This window comes from Bacteroides sp. A1C1, assembly GCF_004328515.1.
Classification (GTDB): domain Bacteria; phylum Bacteroidota; class Bacteroidia; order Bacteroidales; family Bacteroidaceae; genus Bacteroides; species Bacteroides uniformis.
Genome location: NZ_CP036491.1, coordinates 4,079,799 through 4,094,747, shown reverse-complemented (window position 1 = coordinate 4,094,747; position 14,949 = coordinate 4,079,799). Strand labels below are relative to the sequence as shown.

14 protein-coding genes and 1 tRNA gene are annotated in these 14,949 nt (G+C 47.3%); 4 read left to right on the top strand and 11 right to left on the bottom strand.

Going from position 1 to position 14,949, the window contains the following annotated elements; genetic code table 11:
* Positions 1-16 precede the first annotated feature (16 nt).
* Both EYA81_RS17000 and EYA81_RS16995 read left to right on the top strand, forming a co-directional pair.
* Entirely contained in the window at positions 17-901 is an 885-nt protein-coding gene (locus EYA81_RS17000) for an AraC family transcriptional regulator (RefSeq protein ID WP_117599485.1), read from the top strand.
* A gap of 93 nt (positions 902-994) precedes the next feature.
* On the top strand, positions 995-1,414 hold the full coding sequence (locus EYA81_RS16995; protein ID WP_117599484.1) for a pyridoxamine 5'-phosphate oxidase family protein: 420 nt from the start codon (positions 995-997) through the stop codon (positions 1,412-1,414).
* Here EYA81_RS16995 and EYA81_RS16990 read toward each other — a convergent pair.
* From EYA81_RS16990 to EYA81_RS16965, 6 genes are all read right to left on the bottom strand, one after another.
* Positions 1,391-2,560: a MalY/PatB family protein gene (locus EYA81_RS16990; RefSeq protein ID WP_117962370.1), complete on the bottom strand. Its 1,170-nt coding sequence runs from the start codon at positions 2,558-2,560 to the stop codon at positions 1,391-1,393. The genes EYA81_RS16995 and EYA81_RS16990 overlap by 24 nt on opposite strands.
* Complete coding sequence (locus EYA81_RS16985; protein ID WP_117964406.1) at positions 2,557-3,423, bottom strand: DUF3737 family protein; 867 nt, start codon at positions 3,421-3,423, stop codon at positions 2,557-2,559. The genes EYA81_RS16990 and EYA81_RS16985 overlap by 4 nt, the downstream gene beginning before the upstream one ends.
* A 16-nt stretch (positions 3,424-3,439) precedes the next feature.
* Entirely contained in the window at positions 3,440-4,003 is a 564-nt protein-coding gene (locus EYA81_RS16980) for a sugar O-acetyltransferase (RefSeq protein ID WP_117964407.1), read from the bottom strand.
* Positions 4,004-4,011: 8 nt separating this feature from the next.
* Complete coding sequence (locus tag EYA81_RS16975) at positions 4,012-4,827, bottom strand: carboxymuconolactone decarboxylase family protein (RefSeq protein ID WP_131226133.1); 816 nt, start codon at positions 4,825-4,827, stop codon at positions 4,012-4,014.
* Positions 4,828-4,838: 11 nt separating this feature from the next.
* Positions 4,839-5,822 carry a flavin reductase gene (locus EYA81_RS16970; protein ID WP_131226131.1) on the bottom strand — a complete coding sequence of 328 codons (984 nt, stop codon included), beginning with the start codon at positions 5,820-5,822 and terminating at the stop codon, positions 4,839-4,841.
* Positions 5,823-6,097: 275 nt separating this feature from the next.
* A tRNA-Asp gene (locus EYA81_RS16965) sits at positions 6,098-6,171 on the bottom strand.
* A 165-nt stretch (positions 6,172-6,336) separates the two neighbouring features.
* Between EYA81_RS16965 and EYA81_RS16960 the strand changes: the two genes are divergently transcribed.
* Positions 6,337-7,653, top strand: coding sequence for a pyridoxal phosphate-dependent aminotransferase (locus tag EYA81_RS16960; RefSeq protein WP_117599478.1), 1,317 nt, complete (start codon positions 6,337-6,339; stop codon positions 7,651-7,653).
* A gap of 28 nt (positions 7,654-7,681) precedes the next feature.
* Here EYA81_RS16960 and EYA81_RS16955 read toward each other — a convergent pair whose 3' ends face one another.
* Together EYA81_RS16955 and EYA81_RS16950 are read right to left on the bottom strand one after the other, a co-directional pair.
* A complete protein-coding gene (locus EYA81_RS16955; RefSeq protein WP_117964409.1) occupies positions 7,682-9,262 on the bottom strand; it encodes a SusD/RagB family nutrient-binding outer membrane lipoprotein in 1,581 nt (526 codons plus the stop codon).
* A 20-nt stretch (positions 9,263-9,282) separates the two neighbouring features.
* Positions 9,283-12,390, bottom strand: coding sequence for a SusC/RagA family TonB-linked outer membrane protein (locus tag EYA81_RS16950; protein WP_117599476.1), 3,108 nt, complete (start codon positions 12,388-12,390; stop codon positions 9,283-9,285).
* Positions 12,391-12,529: 139 nt separating this feature from the next.
* Here EYA81_RS16950 and EYA81_RS16945 point away from each other — a divergent pair, with 139 nt between their 5' ends.
* On the top strand, positions 12,530-13,123 hold the full coding sequence (locus tag EYA81_RS16945; RefSeq protein WP_165491398.1) for a YqgE/AlgH family protein: 594 nt from the start codon (positions 12,530-12,532) through the stop codon (positions 13,121-13,123).
* Here EYA81_RS16945 and EYA81_RS16940 read toward each other — a convergent pair.
* From EYA81_RS16940 to recR, 3 genes are read right to left on the bottom strand one after another with little or no spacing between them, the layout of a single operon-like run.
* Complete coding sequence (locus tag EYA81_RS16940; RefSeq protein ID WP_117599474.1) at positions 13,116-13,652, bottom strand: GNAT family N-acetyltransferase; 537 nt, start codon at positions 13,650-13,652, stop codon at positions 13,116-13,118. The genes EYA81_RS16945 and EYA81_RS16940 overlap by 8 nt on opposite strands.
* A 13-nt stretch (positions 13,653-13,665) precedes the next feature.
* Positions 13,666-14,124 (bottom strand): hypothetical protein, encoded by a 459-nt coding sequence (locus EYA81_RS16935; RefSeq protein WP_117599473.1) that lies wholly within the window; start codon positions 14,122-14,124, stop codon positions 13,666-13,668.
* Between the two features lie 49 nt (positions 14,125-14,173).
* The gene (recR, locus tag EYA81_RS16930; protein WP_035448317.1) at positions 14,174-14,791 is read right to left on the bottom strand and encodes a recombination mediator RecR; all 618 of its coding nucleotides are present in this window, start codon (positions 14,789-14,791) and stop codon (positions 14,174-14,176) included.
* Positions 14,792-14,949 lie beyond the last annotated feature (158 nt).

Below are 14,949 nucleotides of genomic sequence, written 5' to 3'. Positions count from 1 at the left end.
CATACAATGTTAAGCCATGAAAAATGCCATCCCACGATACAATTTCTACAAAACTAAGTACGGAAGCGAACTTCTGATAGATGTCGTTGATTTGCAGTATACCCGGAAATTCTTGACCCAGGGAAAAGTACATATTCTGACCTACTATGACATCACCTTCATCACAGAAGGAGAAGGAGAATTCACTATCGGTAACCGGACACACTTGGCAGCTCCCGGTGATGTATTCTTCTCCAAACCAGGTGAGGTGCGCAGTTGGGACACAGACCGTATCGGCAACGGTCATGCTCTAATTTTTGAGGATACCTTTTTGACCTCTTTCTTCAAAGACCCACTATTCGTGCAGCACCTCCCGTTCTTCCGAATGGGAAAAACGGCAGACAAACTCCAACTGCCGAACGGGCTCTATGCACGGATACTCCAACTTCTGCACGACATAAAGGTCGAAATCGACTCTTTCCACCCACACGATACGGGCATATTACGCGCCTTACTTTACGAAGTCCTCATGCTACTCAACCGTGCCTACCGCACCTCTATCCCTCCGGAGACGGGTAAGGAGCCACATAAAGATATCAGCAGCTTCCACCTCAGCCGATTCTTCGAATTGGTTGGGGAGCACTTCCGGGAGCAGCATTCTGTACAATTCTATGCCGATAAACTATGCATCACTCCCAACTATCTGAACGAAATCCTCTCTTCGGCCATAAACATCAATGCCAAGCAGTACATACTCAACAAGATTACAGACGAAGCCCAGCGTCTGCTCACCTACACCGACCTCCCCATTTCAGAAATAGCCTCTGAACTTCATTTCTCAACCGTCTCCTACTTTGTACGTAGTTTCCGACAATGTATAGGGTATACTCCCCTCGCCTACCGGAAAATGGAGAAACCGTGAAAAGTGACATATCCTCCTTCTTTTTTATTGTACAAAAGTTCCACTTACCGGCTATCTTTGCCCTTGAAACAATAACCCATAAAAAAACAAACAATGAGAAATGCAGAAAAAACAGTAGGAAACATGATTGACAAGGAAAAAACCATCTTTGTCGGTTCGATGGATGCCGAAGGCTTTCCCAACATCAAGGCCATGTTGCAAACCCGCAAAAGGGAAGGGATCAAACACATTTACCTATCAACGAACACCTCGTCGATGCGCGTTTCGCAATTTCTCAAAAATAACCGGGCATGCCTTTACGTCTGCAACACACGCTTCTTCAAGGGCGTAATGCTGCGCGGCACGATGGAGATACTGACGGACAGCACCAGTAAGGAAATGATATGGCAGGAAGGCGACACTATGTACTACCCCGAAGGAGTGACTGATCCCGATTATTGTGTCCTGAAGTTCACCGCCTTCGCCGGTAGGTATTACAGCGGATTTAAATCAGAAGACTTCACGATAGAATAAACGGGCCATCCGTTCCAGTCCATCAGCAAGCAGAGCCCGGGGGCAAGCGATATTCAGCCGGATAAAGCCCTCTCCACCGGGACCGTACATCGTACCGGAATTGACCATCAAGTGCTGTTGTTCTTGCAAACGCAAGGCGACAGCATCTGAGTTGATACCAGAGGCACTGCAGTCTATCCAAACCAAATAAGTTCCTTCGAGTGGCAGCACGGGATATTGTGGTAACCGTTCCTTGAAAAAGCGGCAGAGGTATTCGTAATTCCCCCGCAGATATTTCCGCAAGGCATCGAGCCATTCCCCACCTTCGTTATAAGCTGCCATTGTGGCGATTACGCCGAACGGATTGACGTCGCATACCTCGTTGATATTGATGGCTCTGTCAATACGGCGGCGCACCTCTTCATCGGCTGCGATGATATTGGCGATTTGCAACCCGGCAAGGTTGAACGCCTTGCTCGGCGAAACGCAAGTAACGGAATTTTGCAAAAAGCGTTCAGACAAGGAGGCAAAGGGTGTGTAGTCATATCCTTCGTAAGTCAGTTCACAATGAATCTCATCCGCCACGACAAACACCTCATTCCGTAAACAAATATCACCTATATGCTGCAGTTCTTCCGGAGTCCAGACCCGTCCGACCGGATTGTGAGGATTGCACAGCAGCAGGATTTTTGCTTTCGGATCGGAAGCTTTCCTTTCAAGATCGGCAAAGTCGATTACGTAGCGGCCATCCTGATAAATGAGATTATTGGCAAACAACTCGCATCCGTCATTACGGATAGATGAATAGAAACAATTATAGGCAGGAGTCTGAACGATGACTTTATCACCCGGCATGGCCAAGGCTTTGATAATGGCTGACAGAGCCGGCACGACACCACTCGTATAGATAATCCACCGGGAATCAACCTGCCAGCGATGCCGGTCATCGAACCACCGGACAACCGCATCATAATAGGCTTCGGGTACTTTTGTATAACCGAAAATACCGTGCGCCACCCGCTTTTGTAAGGCATCGATAATAGCGGGTGCTGTACGAAAATCCATATCCGCCACCCACATGGGCAGTACATTCTCCTCTTCGGGAATATCCCATTTATAAGAATTCGTCCCGCGACGCGAGATGATTGTATCGAAATCGTATTTCATAATTTATAAATCCAGTTACCATCCCAAAGCCTCAACTCACAATCGGCAGGCGCCTTTATATTTTCGTCGAGAATGATTTCCCCATAGCTTTCGGCAGTGATACAGCCTGTCCGTGGATTCTTCACCCCGCCTATTGTTCCTTTGATGGTTGCCTGCACCGAACTATATTCAAAAGCCCGGTCGCAGTCGGGACCAAAGGTGCAATTCTCCAGTACGAGGTCGTGGGCATAGCAGAGCGGTTGCTCACCGGTTATATGGCAATTCACCAACCGGAGATTGTGCGAATGCCAGCCGAGATATTCGCCGCTGAGTTCAGAATCGTAGATTGTCACATTCTCCACCTCCCAGAAGGCATCCTTCGTAGTGATTTTGGCATTGCGCAACTCCACATTCTTCACATACTGGAAAACGTACTTGCTGTCGCTTTCCAATCCGTCTATGCGGATGTCGCTGCTGAACATGAACGGATAAGTTCCTCCATGCAGTTTCAGATTTTTGATATTCAGTTTTTTACAACGCCAGAACACCTCATCGGCATCGTTTATCTCTACATTCTCTATTTCGATGTCGTGCATCTCGCGAAACATTTTGGGTGCATCGATACGCGTATCAGTCATTTTCAGATGGTCGGAATACCACAGTGCCGAACGCCCGCCGACATCGAAAAAACAACGGTCGATAACAAATCCGTGAACATGCCAGAAGGGATAATTTCCTTCGAACCGACAATCAACAGCTTCGATGTTGCTGCATTCCTTGATGGCTGATTCTCCAGCACGGATAACTACATTCTCCAAACGTAAGTCATGCGATTCAAACAAAGGTCTTTCTCCGCCAAATGCTGTATTTGATATTATTTTCATCTTGTTTTCAATTTTATTATTCTATTCTCTTTATCAATTTTGCGGGGACACCACCTACTATTGTATTTGCTTCCACATCTTTCGTCACGACCGCTCCAGCTCCCACCACAGCATTGTCACCAATTGTCACTCCTTGAAGAATTGTTGCATTAGAACCTACCCAGACATTCTTGCCCAGTACAATTGGTGCCGGATAGGTAGTTTGGCGTTCAGCCGGAGGCAAACCATGATTGAGCGTTGCAAAGACTACATTATGCCCAATTTGGCATCCGTCGCCAATTATCACACCACCATGGTCTTGAAAATGACAGCAGGCATTAATAAATACGCCTTCGCCCACTGTTATATTCTTCCCGAAATCGGCATAAAACGGCGGAAATACTCGGAACGATGACGGAACTTGATAACCGAACAATTCGGATAGCAACTCACGTACTTCGTCCGGCGTATAGTATGCGGTGTTCAGCCGGAAAGTGATACGCCTGGCTTCACTGCTCATTTCGTCCATAAAACGGTGTATCTCCTCCGTATTAAGCGCTTGACGCGTCTTTACATATTCTTTGAATTCGTTCGTAGTCATAGTTTCTCCTATTTAAGTTTATCGTATTCTTCATCCGTCACCGGTTCTAGCCATTCATTAGAAGTATCCTCACCGGGAACTTCGAAAGCAAGATGGGCAAACCAACCATCAGAAGCAGCACCGTGCCAATGCTTCACATTTGCAGGGATATGGATAACCGTACCGGGTAGAATCTCTACTGCCGGCTTGCCCTCTTCTTGATACCACCCACGACCGGCAACACCGATAAGCATCTGTCCACCGCCTTTAGTAGCACGGTGTATGTGCCAGTTATTGCGGCAACGAGGCTCGAAAGTGACGTTAGAGACGGAAACCTGCTCACGTGAAACGGGAGCAAGATAGCTGTTACCTATGAAGTACTGTGCGTATGCTGTGTTCGGTTCTCCAATGGGGAAAATCATTTCACGCTGGAACGCGGCTTTGGTATCTTCACCGGCAGTGTCCTCTGCCCATACGCCTTTGGCCAGATTAAACGCTGCCCACGCTTTGGGCCAACCGGCATAGAAACCGATATGTGTGATGATTTCAGCAATCTCCGTACGGGTGATGCCGTTCTTTTTTGCCGACTGAAGGTGGAACACGAGCGAATTATCCGTGATACCCTGACTGATAAGAGAAGTTATAGTTACCAAACTACGGTCACGCAGACCGAGTTTGTCGGTGCGGCTCCAGACCTCGCCAAAGAGGACATCGTCGTTTAGTTCCGCAAATTTAGGAGCAAACTCACCCAACTGGATGCGTCCTGCTGTCTGTACTATCTTTTCTTGTGCCATAACATTAAGTGTTAAAATGCTGAATACTGAAATTAAAAAAATCTTGTTCATAGTCGTTCTATTTATTGCATGAAGTTATTGAGCTTGTTAGCCGGATTAAGTGGCGTCTGGTCAGACAAGACCAATGATTTGACCATGTGCAACGTTCCTTGCTTGTATTTCTGAAAGTGTTCTGATGCAATATCCGCACGGCTCGCATAGGTTTCGAGAATAGTCACCTTGCAGGGATTCTCCTTCTCGCCGACCGCATACATAGTCAGCACGCCCGATTCGATGCGCAGAGAGATTTCGCCTACTTCGGTTGCGTATTTCATATATTCGTCGAGATACTGCGGATAAACTTCGATTTTCGACAACCGCACGATACCGTCAGCACTCATCGGCTCTTTAGCGCACATACCCGGCTGCTTATCCAGATTCAGGCATTTGCCGATAATCTCTCCCGTGGCAAGGTAGGAATAGGTCGGAAATTCAAACAATACGGGTTTCAGCTTCGTATAGTCAAGTTTCCCGTTATTATCAAGCACTTCAGGAGCAGCGTATGTATTGACTATCGCACAAATGAAATTGTCGAAACCTTCAGTTTCATAGATGTCTACCACCTCACACTCCATGGTGAGGGGTGATGCGTCTATAACAGGGGTACCGTTTTCGCCAATATGGTAGGCAAACACCTCCGACTTATCGACCGTCGCACCGCTTACACTTCCCACATAGTCAGCTTTCGGCAATATTTCACGACTCACTAGATTGACGGAAAGTCGTTTTGAGGCCTTTATCCCTTGATTAGTGTAATGGCTTTTACTCATGCTGATGAGTATCCGGTCATGTCCAATAACACCCGTATGGCCTACCACTAGCCAGTTTACTTTCCCTTCAACCTCCGCCCCGACAACCGTCATCGGCTTGGGATAGAGCGCCAACAGATTTCCGAGATTTTTCTTGTTCGTTTCCATTATATTGGGTTGAACGGTGTTCTCCTTCACTGGGATACTGCACGACATTATGACAAGCAGTGACAAAACTCCTAAAATTATTTTTGCCATACGCTATATTACTCTATTTTTCTTGTTAAACTTCTGATGACAAAAGTACCGCGATAGCACAAGCGAAGGTGTATATGATTTACGGATATTTGTACCCGAATTCCCGATTATACCGCAAGAAAGTTCAAGTTCATCAGATGAGTATAGTAAGACTGGCAGAAATCCCACGAATAATCCCATGCATGATTTTTTAATCGTTATTCTTGCCGATACAGAAAAAAAGCTCTGAAATCATTGAATTTCAGAGCTTTGCTTTAATTTGATATTTTCTTTCGCGGTGCGTACGGGACTCGAACCCGTGACCCCATGCGTGACAGGCATGTATTCTAACCAACTGAACTAACGCACCATTATTTCATTCTTTCGTTGCTATCTCTCTCGATTGCGGTTGCAAAGGTAGACAAAATTCTTATATCTGCAATAGCTTGAAAGAAAAAAAATCATCTTTTTTTTAACATAGCTTGATTATAAGAGATTTATGTTACCTTTGCAAAACTAAATTAATATTGAAATCATGAGAAATACTCCTATTGAACGTAAGTTGATAGATGAAACTATCGCAGATTTTCATATCACAGACTTTGCCAAAGCAACCATCCGTGAAGTCAAAGCCATTGCAGCCAATGCCGAAGCGGCATCGGGTGTGGAATTCATAAAAATGGAAATGGGTGTACCCGGACTCCCCCCCTCAGCCGTCGGCGTAAAGGCAGAGGTGGAGGCATTGCAGAATGGTATTGCCAGCCTCTACCCGGACATCAACGGACTCCCCGCCTTGAAGCAGGAAGCATCCCGTTTCATCAAAGCCTTTATCAATGTAGATGTAGCCCCCGAAGGTTGCGTACCAGTTACCGGTTCCATGCAAGGAACTTTTGCTTCATTCCTCACATGCAGCCAGTGCGATGAGAAAAAGGATACCATTCTCTTCATCGATCCCGGTTTCCCGGTACAGAAGCAGCAGTTGGTCGTGATGGGACAGAAATATGAAACCTTTGACGTATATGACTACCGTGGCAACAAGTTGAAAGCGAAGTTGGAAAGTTACCTCAGCAAAGGAAATATCTCTGCCATCGTCTATTCCAATCCCAACAATCCCAGCTGGATTTGCCTAAAAGAAGAAGAATTGCGCATCATCGGCGAACTGGCAACCAAATATGACGTCATTGTGCTGGAAGACCTCGCCTACTTTGCCATGGACTTCCGCCAAGACTTGAGCAAACCGTTCCAAGCGCCTTACCAACCTTCTGTGGCACACTATACGGACCTTTACGTGCTGCTCATTTCCGGTTCCAAAGCTTTCAGCTATGCCGGTCAACGTATCGGTGTCAGCTGCATTTCGGACAAACTGTATCATCGGGCCTATCCCGGGTTGACACAACGCTACGGCGGCGGCACCTTCGGCACAGTATTCATCCACCGCGTACTCTATGCGCTCTCTTCCGGCACCAGCCACTCTGCGCAGTATGCTCTTGCCGCCATGCTTAAAGCAGCCAATGAAGGTCAATACAACTTCCTTGATGAAGTGAAAGTATACGGTGAACGTGCCCGCCGCCTGAAAGAAATCTTCTTGCGCCACGGTTTCCACTTGGTATACGACAATGATTTGGGTGATCCCGTTGCCGACGGTTTCTACTTCACCATCGGTTACCCGGGCATGAGTAGCGGAGAACTTGCGCGGGAACTAATGTACTACGGTGTAAGCGCCATTTCGCTGGTGACCACCGGAAGCCATCAGGAAGGATTACGTGCCTGCACTTCCTTTATCCAAGACCATCAGTACGACCAGTTGGACGAACGTATGGCAATTTTTGCCGAGAATCACCCCATCCAATAAAAAATATCCCTATATAAATAAGGTGTTTCTACCAGTTGATGCCGGTATCCCACCACAATCGGGTACCGGCATTGTCATCTCCACCCAGTACCTCTACCAAAGCGGCATACTGCTCGGCATTCTCCGTCTTCAGTCCGCCGGGAAAGTTCAGACGGCGAATCATTGTCTCAGTATCTATGCACCCGTCTTTACTGTGATTAAAGCGTACGGGGAATAGCCGGGGATACCCCGTCCGGCGCTGTTCAGCCCAAGCTTCACACCCTTCGGGAAACATGGCAATCCATTTTTGGGTAATAATCTTCTCCAGTTTCGTATCCCTATCCGCTGACTCCAGCCAGCGTGGCGAAACCTGACAACGGGCGGTAATATCATTCTCCATATCGTAGGTATCCACAAAATCGGCAGGCAACAAGTTGCTCTCCAGATAAGCGTCGGACTGCAAGATGCCATACTGACGGAAAGAAGCCATTACCCCTTCTTCATAGCAGATTTTCGCCGACTCATCAGTCCATCCCCGTAGGGCAGCCTCGGCACGCAGGAACCAGACTTCTGCTGCCGGCATCAACACTGCATCAGTCTGCTGGGTAACTTTCAATTTTGAGAGTGTATTATAATAGTTATGTGCAAAGCATGTACCCTGACGAATGCCGCGATACTCGCCTGCAAACTGTTCATTCTGGCAAGTGGCAAAATAGATTTCACGACGGGGATCTTCATATCCGTTCAGTATGGACTCCATCGGCGCTCCCATATAAGCTTCATTCCAAACAAGGTTTATCTCGCCCAACGGATTGGTATATCCACTCGCTGTGGAAACCGCCACCGACTCGTCCGCCTCCCGAATGACTCCGTATTCATTATCCATCGCCTTACGGAATTCCGTTTTTGCATTCTCCGGACTGGCTACCGCGATGCGCATGGCAAGCCGCATCCGCAACGAATTGGCAAACTTTATCCAAGAGTCATAATCACCGTCCAACAACATATCGAAACGCGCAAACTCCGAAGCTCCCGGATGCTCGACAATATAATCGGAAAGTACAGCAACAGCCGTATCGAGTTCACAGAAAAAGGCATTATAGACCTCTTTCTGCGTGTCAGGCATATAACGGGCTTCGGGATCGGCAAAATGACTATACACAATAGGGCCGTAATAGTCCGTGACACGGTGCATCACTTCCACCTTCAGTATCTTGGTAATGCCGAAAAAGGCAGGCATACGGTCACGTGTGGCATTCTCCGACTGATATATCTGCGGGAAAACATACTCATAGGTATGTCCCCACATGGCGCTGTTCCATCCATCCTGCAAGTTGTAGTCCGAATTGTGCGAACCTCCATTCAGAGGCTTGGCATCGTGCATGTAACCGCTGAACATGTCGGCATTCAAATTCTGGGTCAATTGAAAAGGCCAGTTCTTCCCCTTTCCGTAGTCGTAATTGAAATAGATGCCTTGCTGGATGATTCCAAGACGGATGCCATGTTCGTTATAGTCGGCCTGCAAGTCCTCGTCCGTCACGCCGGACTTGTCCGTATTGATTTCCTTAAAGTCCCGCGTACAAGCCAGAAACACGAAAACCATGCCAATCAGTACTATAATCCTCTTCATATCAAGTCTCCCTCCCCCTCTTAAAATTCACATTTCAAAGAAAATCCCCAACTACGCGTGGTAGGCATACCGTAGACTTCAATTCCCTGGTTATCGTTGCCCGTAGAGAGTACCAGGTCAGGGTCGAAAGGCGCCTTTTTGTAGAAGAAGAACAAGTTGCGTCCCGAAAAGGACAGTTGTGCCCGCTTGAGGACTTTGGTCTTTTCCATCCAGGCAGCAGGCAGTTGGTAGCCCACGGACAGCTCACGCAGCCTGATGTTCGTGGCATCATACATATAATATTCCGTCACCCCGGCCCGTCCGCCTACAACATTCTTATAAAATCCTTTCACATTATCTATCCGGTTACCTTCAAGCATTACATAACCTTTGTCCCTGGCCCGGGCCGTGACTTCAGAAACGCCATACATATCCATATCCGCCTGCGTCTGAGACAAAATATCGCCTCCAAAGCGACAATCCACCAGAAAATAGAAAGAAAAATTCTTGTAAGACAGCATATGATTCCAGCCAAGCATCAGTTTTGGATTGGCATTGCCCACTTTCACCGTATTGCCATCACCTTCCACCAAAGGCATCCCGGTATTGTCTCCTTCCGTGCCGTAAACGATATCGCCCGCATCGTCACGTACAAAAGCTTTTCCGTAGATGTCACCGATAGAGCCCCCTTTCACCAATTTCATGGCATAACTGGACGAGAAGCTGGTAGGACCGTAAAGAAACTCCTTCAGCGCTTCGTGCAGTGAAATTATCTTGTTGCGGTTGGTGGAAAAGTTCACCTCTGTTTTCCACTTGAAATGGTTCGTCAGCAAAGGAACGGCATCCAGTGAAACCTCCCACCCCACATTCTGTATATTACCCGCATTGACATAACGGTAGGCATATTTATCGCCCGACAGAGTAGGAAGCTTGAAGAACTGGTTCCGGGTATTCGTCTTATAGAAAGTGGCATTCAAGCCAATGCGATTCTTCAAAAAACGCGCTTCTATACCCGCCTCAAAGGAGTGCGTCATCTCCGGTTCCATATCCTTGAACGGCGCGGCATCACTTGCCAAGAACTCTCCGCCTGCCGTGATATGCGAGGAAGGATTTGTGATGAACATGGGAATATCATTGCCCACCATGCTGTATGCCCCCCTTATCTTTGCCAGTGACACCCATCGGGGTAAAGTCATCAGCTTATTGAATATCAGCGAAAATCCCACGGAGGGATAGAAGAACCCGCTTTTCTCATGAGATGTATAAGCCAGCGTGGAGGACCAGTCATTACGGGCCGACAAATCAAGATAGACAAACTCGTTGTAGCCCAGTTGTGCCGTCGCAAACAAGGACTGCAATTGGCGCCGCGCATCAATCTTCTGGTCCAGCCCGGCAGAACCATTCATGATGATATTGGCCAGATTGAACACATTGGCATATTTCAGCGAAGCTGTTTTAGAGTCATAGCGGGTGGAGTTCACTGTCTTATCATTGATACTGGCACCGAGCACCGCGTTGAGAGAGAATGCATCCCACTGCTTTTTCATCATCAGTATGGCGTCTCCGTAATATTGGGTTTCCTGATAGTCCATCTCAATATAACGCCCATTGGCTCCCGCTAACGCCGGAGCGGTAGAGGCATAGAACTGCTGGCGCACCTTGTCGTTAATATAGTCTACATTGCCACGGGTCTGCAGGCTTAACCAATCGTTTATCTTCAGATTGGCGGATAAGGAGACTATGACATGCATGCGGTTCTCCTTGCTCAATATGCGATTGGTAATCCAGTAGGGATTCTGCTCAAAATCCTCGTAGGAGGTATGCCAATTCTGTATGTTCAAGTTTCTACCCTCATCATAAACCTCGAAGTTCTCCTTATAATAAGCAATATCCTCACCCCGTGGAAAACGGTAGAGCCCCACCAAAGGATTCATGTAGAAACCACCCACGGTAGGCTTGTTCTTCACCACCTGGCGCATCAGGTTCATACTGCCATCTAACTTCAGACGGGAATTCAATAGAACGGAAGTCTCTCTGAAAGTGAGGTTGTGCTTCGAAAGGTTATGTTTCCCAATGATGCCATGCCCCGTAGTATTGGCATAGGAGAAATAGTTCTGCAACTTCTCATTGCCGTGACTCAAGGAGATGGAAGTTATGGAGGTGACACCAGTAGAGAAGAAGTCTCTCAGATTATCGTATTCGGGAAGGTTTGCCCGTTCTCCCCAACTGTCTACACCGTCACTTACTCCATAGCGGTTCTGCATCTTGGGTAGCGCAAAAGCATTGTCGAACATCAGGCTCGTCGAGAAAGAAACACCGCGCTGCCCGTACGACTGCCCCTTCTTTGTAGTAATCAGTATCACCCCATTGGCAGCCTGGCTACCATACAAAGCTGCCGCGGGAGCTCCTTTCAGGATACTGATGCTCTCTATATCTTCAGGATTCAGATTGGAAATGCCGTCCCCTCCGTCACGGTTGCCAGCATTGGCCGTCCCGCCTATGGCAGAGTATGCTTGCTCGGAGGTGGAGTTCAGAATGGGAACACCGTCTATCACGTACAGAGGTTGGTTGTCACTCGCCACCGAACGGACTCCACGGATACTGACTTTGGCTGAAGCTCCCAGACCGGAAGAAACCTGGTTAACACGCACACCAGCTGACTTGCCGGTCAACGAAGTGATTAAGTTGGGCATTTTTACTCGAGTCAATTCCTCGTTTTTTATTAAATCTGTGGCATAAGAAAGAGAATTTTCTTTCTTTTCGATACCCAAAGCGGTAACAATGACATTATCCAGCTCTATCATATTTTCTCTTAGTGTGATATGAAAGGTCGAACGTCCTTCCACCTCAATATCCTGGGAAATGTAGCCGATAAATGAAACACGGAGCACTGCATTATCGGCAACCACCAGCGTGAATTTTCCTTCCGAATCCGCTATCGCACCATTGGCCGTTTCTTTCTCCTGAATAGTGGCACCGGCCAGCGGAAACCCACCTTCATCCAGCACACAGCCACTTACCGTCACTTTGGAAAGCTGTATTTCGGAATGCCCCGGACGTTGCATACGCTCCCAAAATCCCTCCGGGCAATCCGTCCATCCTATAGAAAACAGCCCTAAAATTAACATATATAGTGTAGTATACTTCATTGTATTAAATTGCCAATTACTTGCAAATTTAAGCATTTTCTTCGAATAAAAAAACCATAAAATCTGAGAAAAGAAACTTTTAAAATGAAAAACAGCGAAGAACTTTTGTTTATTGTGGAATATTATGTATATTAGGGGCATGTATAGCAATATAGATCTATTCAAGATAGAAACAAACCATGTGGTTCCTGCCCGGGGAAAGGTCTTGATTTCCGAACCCTTTTTGTGTGACCACATGTTTGGGCGATCCGTCATTCTACTGGTGGACCATACACATGACGGCACAATGGGACTGGTTATGAACAAACCTCTCCCCCTATTCTTGAATGATGTGCTGAAAGACTTCAACTGCCCGGAAAACATACCTATCTATAAAGGAGGACCGCTCAGTACAGATACGTTGTTCTATTTGCACACGCTCAAGGGCATTACCGGAGCATTGCCCATCGGCAAAGGCTTCTACCTGAACGGTGACTTTGAAGCCATTAAAAACTACATCATGCAGGGAAATTCCGTTAAAGGCAGAATCAGATTTTTTTTGGGATACTCCGGCTGGGAGTACGAACAGCTGGACCGGGAAATTGAAGAAAACACTTGGCTGGTAGGCAAAGAAAACATCAGCTCGCTAATGGACGAGGCAGCCAGCGGCACACTCTGGAAGAAGGCATTGTGCAAGCTGGGAGCAAAATATGAAATATGGTCGCGTTTCCCCCAGATTCCAACGTTCAATTAGTGTTGCGGAGAAGTTGCAACAATACGACATCCTTATAGCACCCTCCTACGCGCCACCACTCCCTCAAAAGCCCGCAACGCACAAAACCGCAGGATTCAAAAAGGCGGATACTTGCCTCATTATCCACCGAAATATGGACTATCAACTGCTTCAGATATAGGAAACTGAAAACATAGTCGCACAGCAAACGCAACGCTTCCTTGGCATAACCATTGCCCTGATACTCCTTCCGTATAGCAATGCCCACCTCTCCCCGGGCATGCATGGGAGAAAACTCTGTAATATCAATGGTGCCTATCACCGCATCATCCTCTACACGTACAATCATCATACGCAGCTGGCGGTCGGCAAACATATCGCATTCGGAATTCTCAATATATTGTTTCAAGACAAATCTGGAATAGGGCACGGTGAAGTTCGTCACATCCCAAGTCCGGGAATCATTCTCCATAGCATACATCACTTCCAAGTCTTCCGGCTCCATAGCACGTAGACGCACCCTTTCACTACAGAAATAAGATTTATTCATATCTTCCAGTCGGTTACATTTCTTCTTCTTTATTGATATGCAGTTCTTTACGCAGGCGTCCATCACCCGGCAGGCAGAACAGAGAAGCCGTCAGTCCTATCAGTGCACACAGTACACCCGTACTGCTCAACATTATATAATAGGTGAAAAAACCTGCAAGCACTGGTATGGCAAGCAATGCCAGCCGCACGCCACTCCACAACGCATAAAGGCGGAGGGCTTCGGGAAGCGTCACTACATCTATTTTCCGGATTAATACCCATGAAAAGAGTTTCAGGGATACGGGCACGCAAGAGGCAGCCAGCAGAATGGTTATCGTCTCAGCCATATAGATAGCACGTACATCTCCGGCATACATACCTACCCATTCGCCTCCGGTTTCTCCAAGCAGGACGAGTAGGATGGGGAGCATCCAGAAATAAGCAAAAGTTGTTCGGACACGCAATGCAGTCTTCTTTATTTGTTCTTCCATTTAGTGAATTGATAGTGGATAATGAATAATTGATAGAAGCCCAACACGATCAGGCAGTTCCGGAAAATGGAGTGCGGTTCACGATACTGCGTCCCAGAGTCACTTCATCCGTATACTCCAATTCGTCGCCGATGGAAATGCCACGGGCTATGACGGAGAGCTTCACACCCAGTTTTTCCAGCTTGCGGTAGATATAAAAGTTTGTCGTATCTCCCTCCATCGTCGTGCTCAGGGCAAGAATCACTTCATTGATGCCACCGGCGGCTACCCGCTGCACAAGGCTTTCTATCTGCAAGTCTCCGGGACCAATGCCATCCATCGGCGAGATGACGCCTCCCAACACGTGATACAAACCACGGAACTGTTGTGTGGCTTCCACAGCCATCACATCACGGATATTCTCTACCACACAGACCACGGAAGCGTCCCGTTGCGGACTGGAACAGATGCGGCACGTCTCCGTATCTGATATATTATGGCATACCTTGCAATATTTCACTTCATGCTTCAGCGTCACAATGGCATTGCCGAACGCTTCCACCACTGCCGTATCCTGGCGGAGCAGGTGAAGAACCAGCCTCATAGCCGTCTTACGTCCCACTCCGGGCAACTTGGCAAACTCATTTACCGCCTTCTCCAATAATGTCGAGGGAAACTGTCCATTCATACTTAAAATTTTCCTATTGGCCACAAAGATAGTGCAAACCGAATGCAGAATAAAATGAACTCGTTCATTTTTTATGCTGAGGTGCAGCCTATCTTCGCTTTCTGGGCAAAGATAGTGCAAACTTATGAAATTAGTGCTACCTTTGCCACACGTAAAAC

Excerpts from the sequence above, each read along its gene's own strand:
- EYA81_RS16970 (WP_131226131.1), bottom strand. The coding sequence starts at position 5,822 with ATGGCAAAAATAATTTTAGGAGTTTTGTCACTGCTTGTCATAATGTCG.
- EYA81_RS17000 (WP_117599485.1), top strand. The coding sequence starts at position 17 with ATGAAAAATGCCATCCCACGATACAATTTCTACAAAACTAAGTACGGA.
- EYA81_RS16940 (WP_117599474.1), bottom strand. The coding sequence starts at position 13,652 with ATGAATAAATCTTATTTCTGTAGTGAAAGGGTGCGTCTACGTGCTATG.
- EYA81_RS16995 (WP_117599484.1), top strand. The coding sequence starts at position 995 with ATGAGAAATGCAGAAAAAACAGTAGGAAACATGATTGACAAGGAAAAA.
- recR (WP_035448317.1), bottom strand. The coding sequence starts at position 14,791 with ATGAATGGACAGTTTCCCTCGACATTATTGGAGAAGGCGGTAAATGAG.
- EYA81_RS16935 (WP_117599473.1), bottom strand. The coding sequence starts at position 14,124 with ATGGAAGAACAAATAAAGAAGACTGCATTGCGTGTCCGAACAACTTTT.
- EYA81_RS16985 (WP_117964406.1), bottom strand. The coding sequence starts at position 3,423 with ATGAAAATAATATCAAATACAGCATTTGGCGGAGAAAGACCTTTGTTT.
- EYA81_RS16990 (WP_117962370.1), bottom strand. The coding sequence starts at position 2,560 with ATGAAATACGATTTCGATACAATCATCTCGCGTCGCGGGACGAATTCT.
- EYA81_RS16980 (WP_117964407.1), bottom strand. The coding sequence starts at position 4,003 with ATGACTACGAACGAATTCAAAGAATATGTAAAGACGCGTCAAGCGCTT.
- EYA81_RS16950 (WP_117599476.1), bottom strand. The coding sequence starts at position 12,390 with ATGAAGTATACTACACTATATATGTTAATTTTAGGGCTGTTTTCTATA.
- EYA81_RS16945 (WP_165491398.1), top strand. The coding sequence starts at position 12,530 with ATGTATAGCAATATAGATCTATTCAAGATAGAAACAAACCATGTGGTT.
- EYA81_RS16960 (WP_117599478.1), top strand. The coding sequence starts at position 6,337 with ATGAGAAATACTCCTATTGAACGTAAGTTGATAGATGAAACTATCGCA.
- EYA81_RS16975 (WP_131226133.1), bottom strand. The coding sequence starts at position 4,827 with ATGAACAAGATTTTTTTAATTTCAGTATTCAGCATTTTAACACTTAAT.
- EYA81_RS16955 (WP_117964409.1), bottom strand. The coding sequence starts at position 9,262 with ATGAAGAGGATTATAGTACTGATTGGCATGGTTTTCGTGTTTCTGGCT.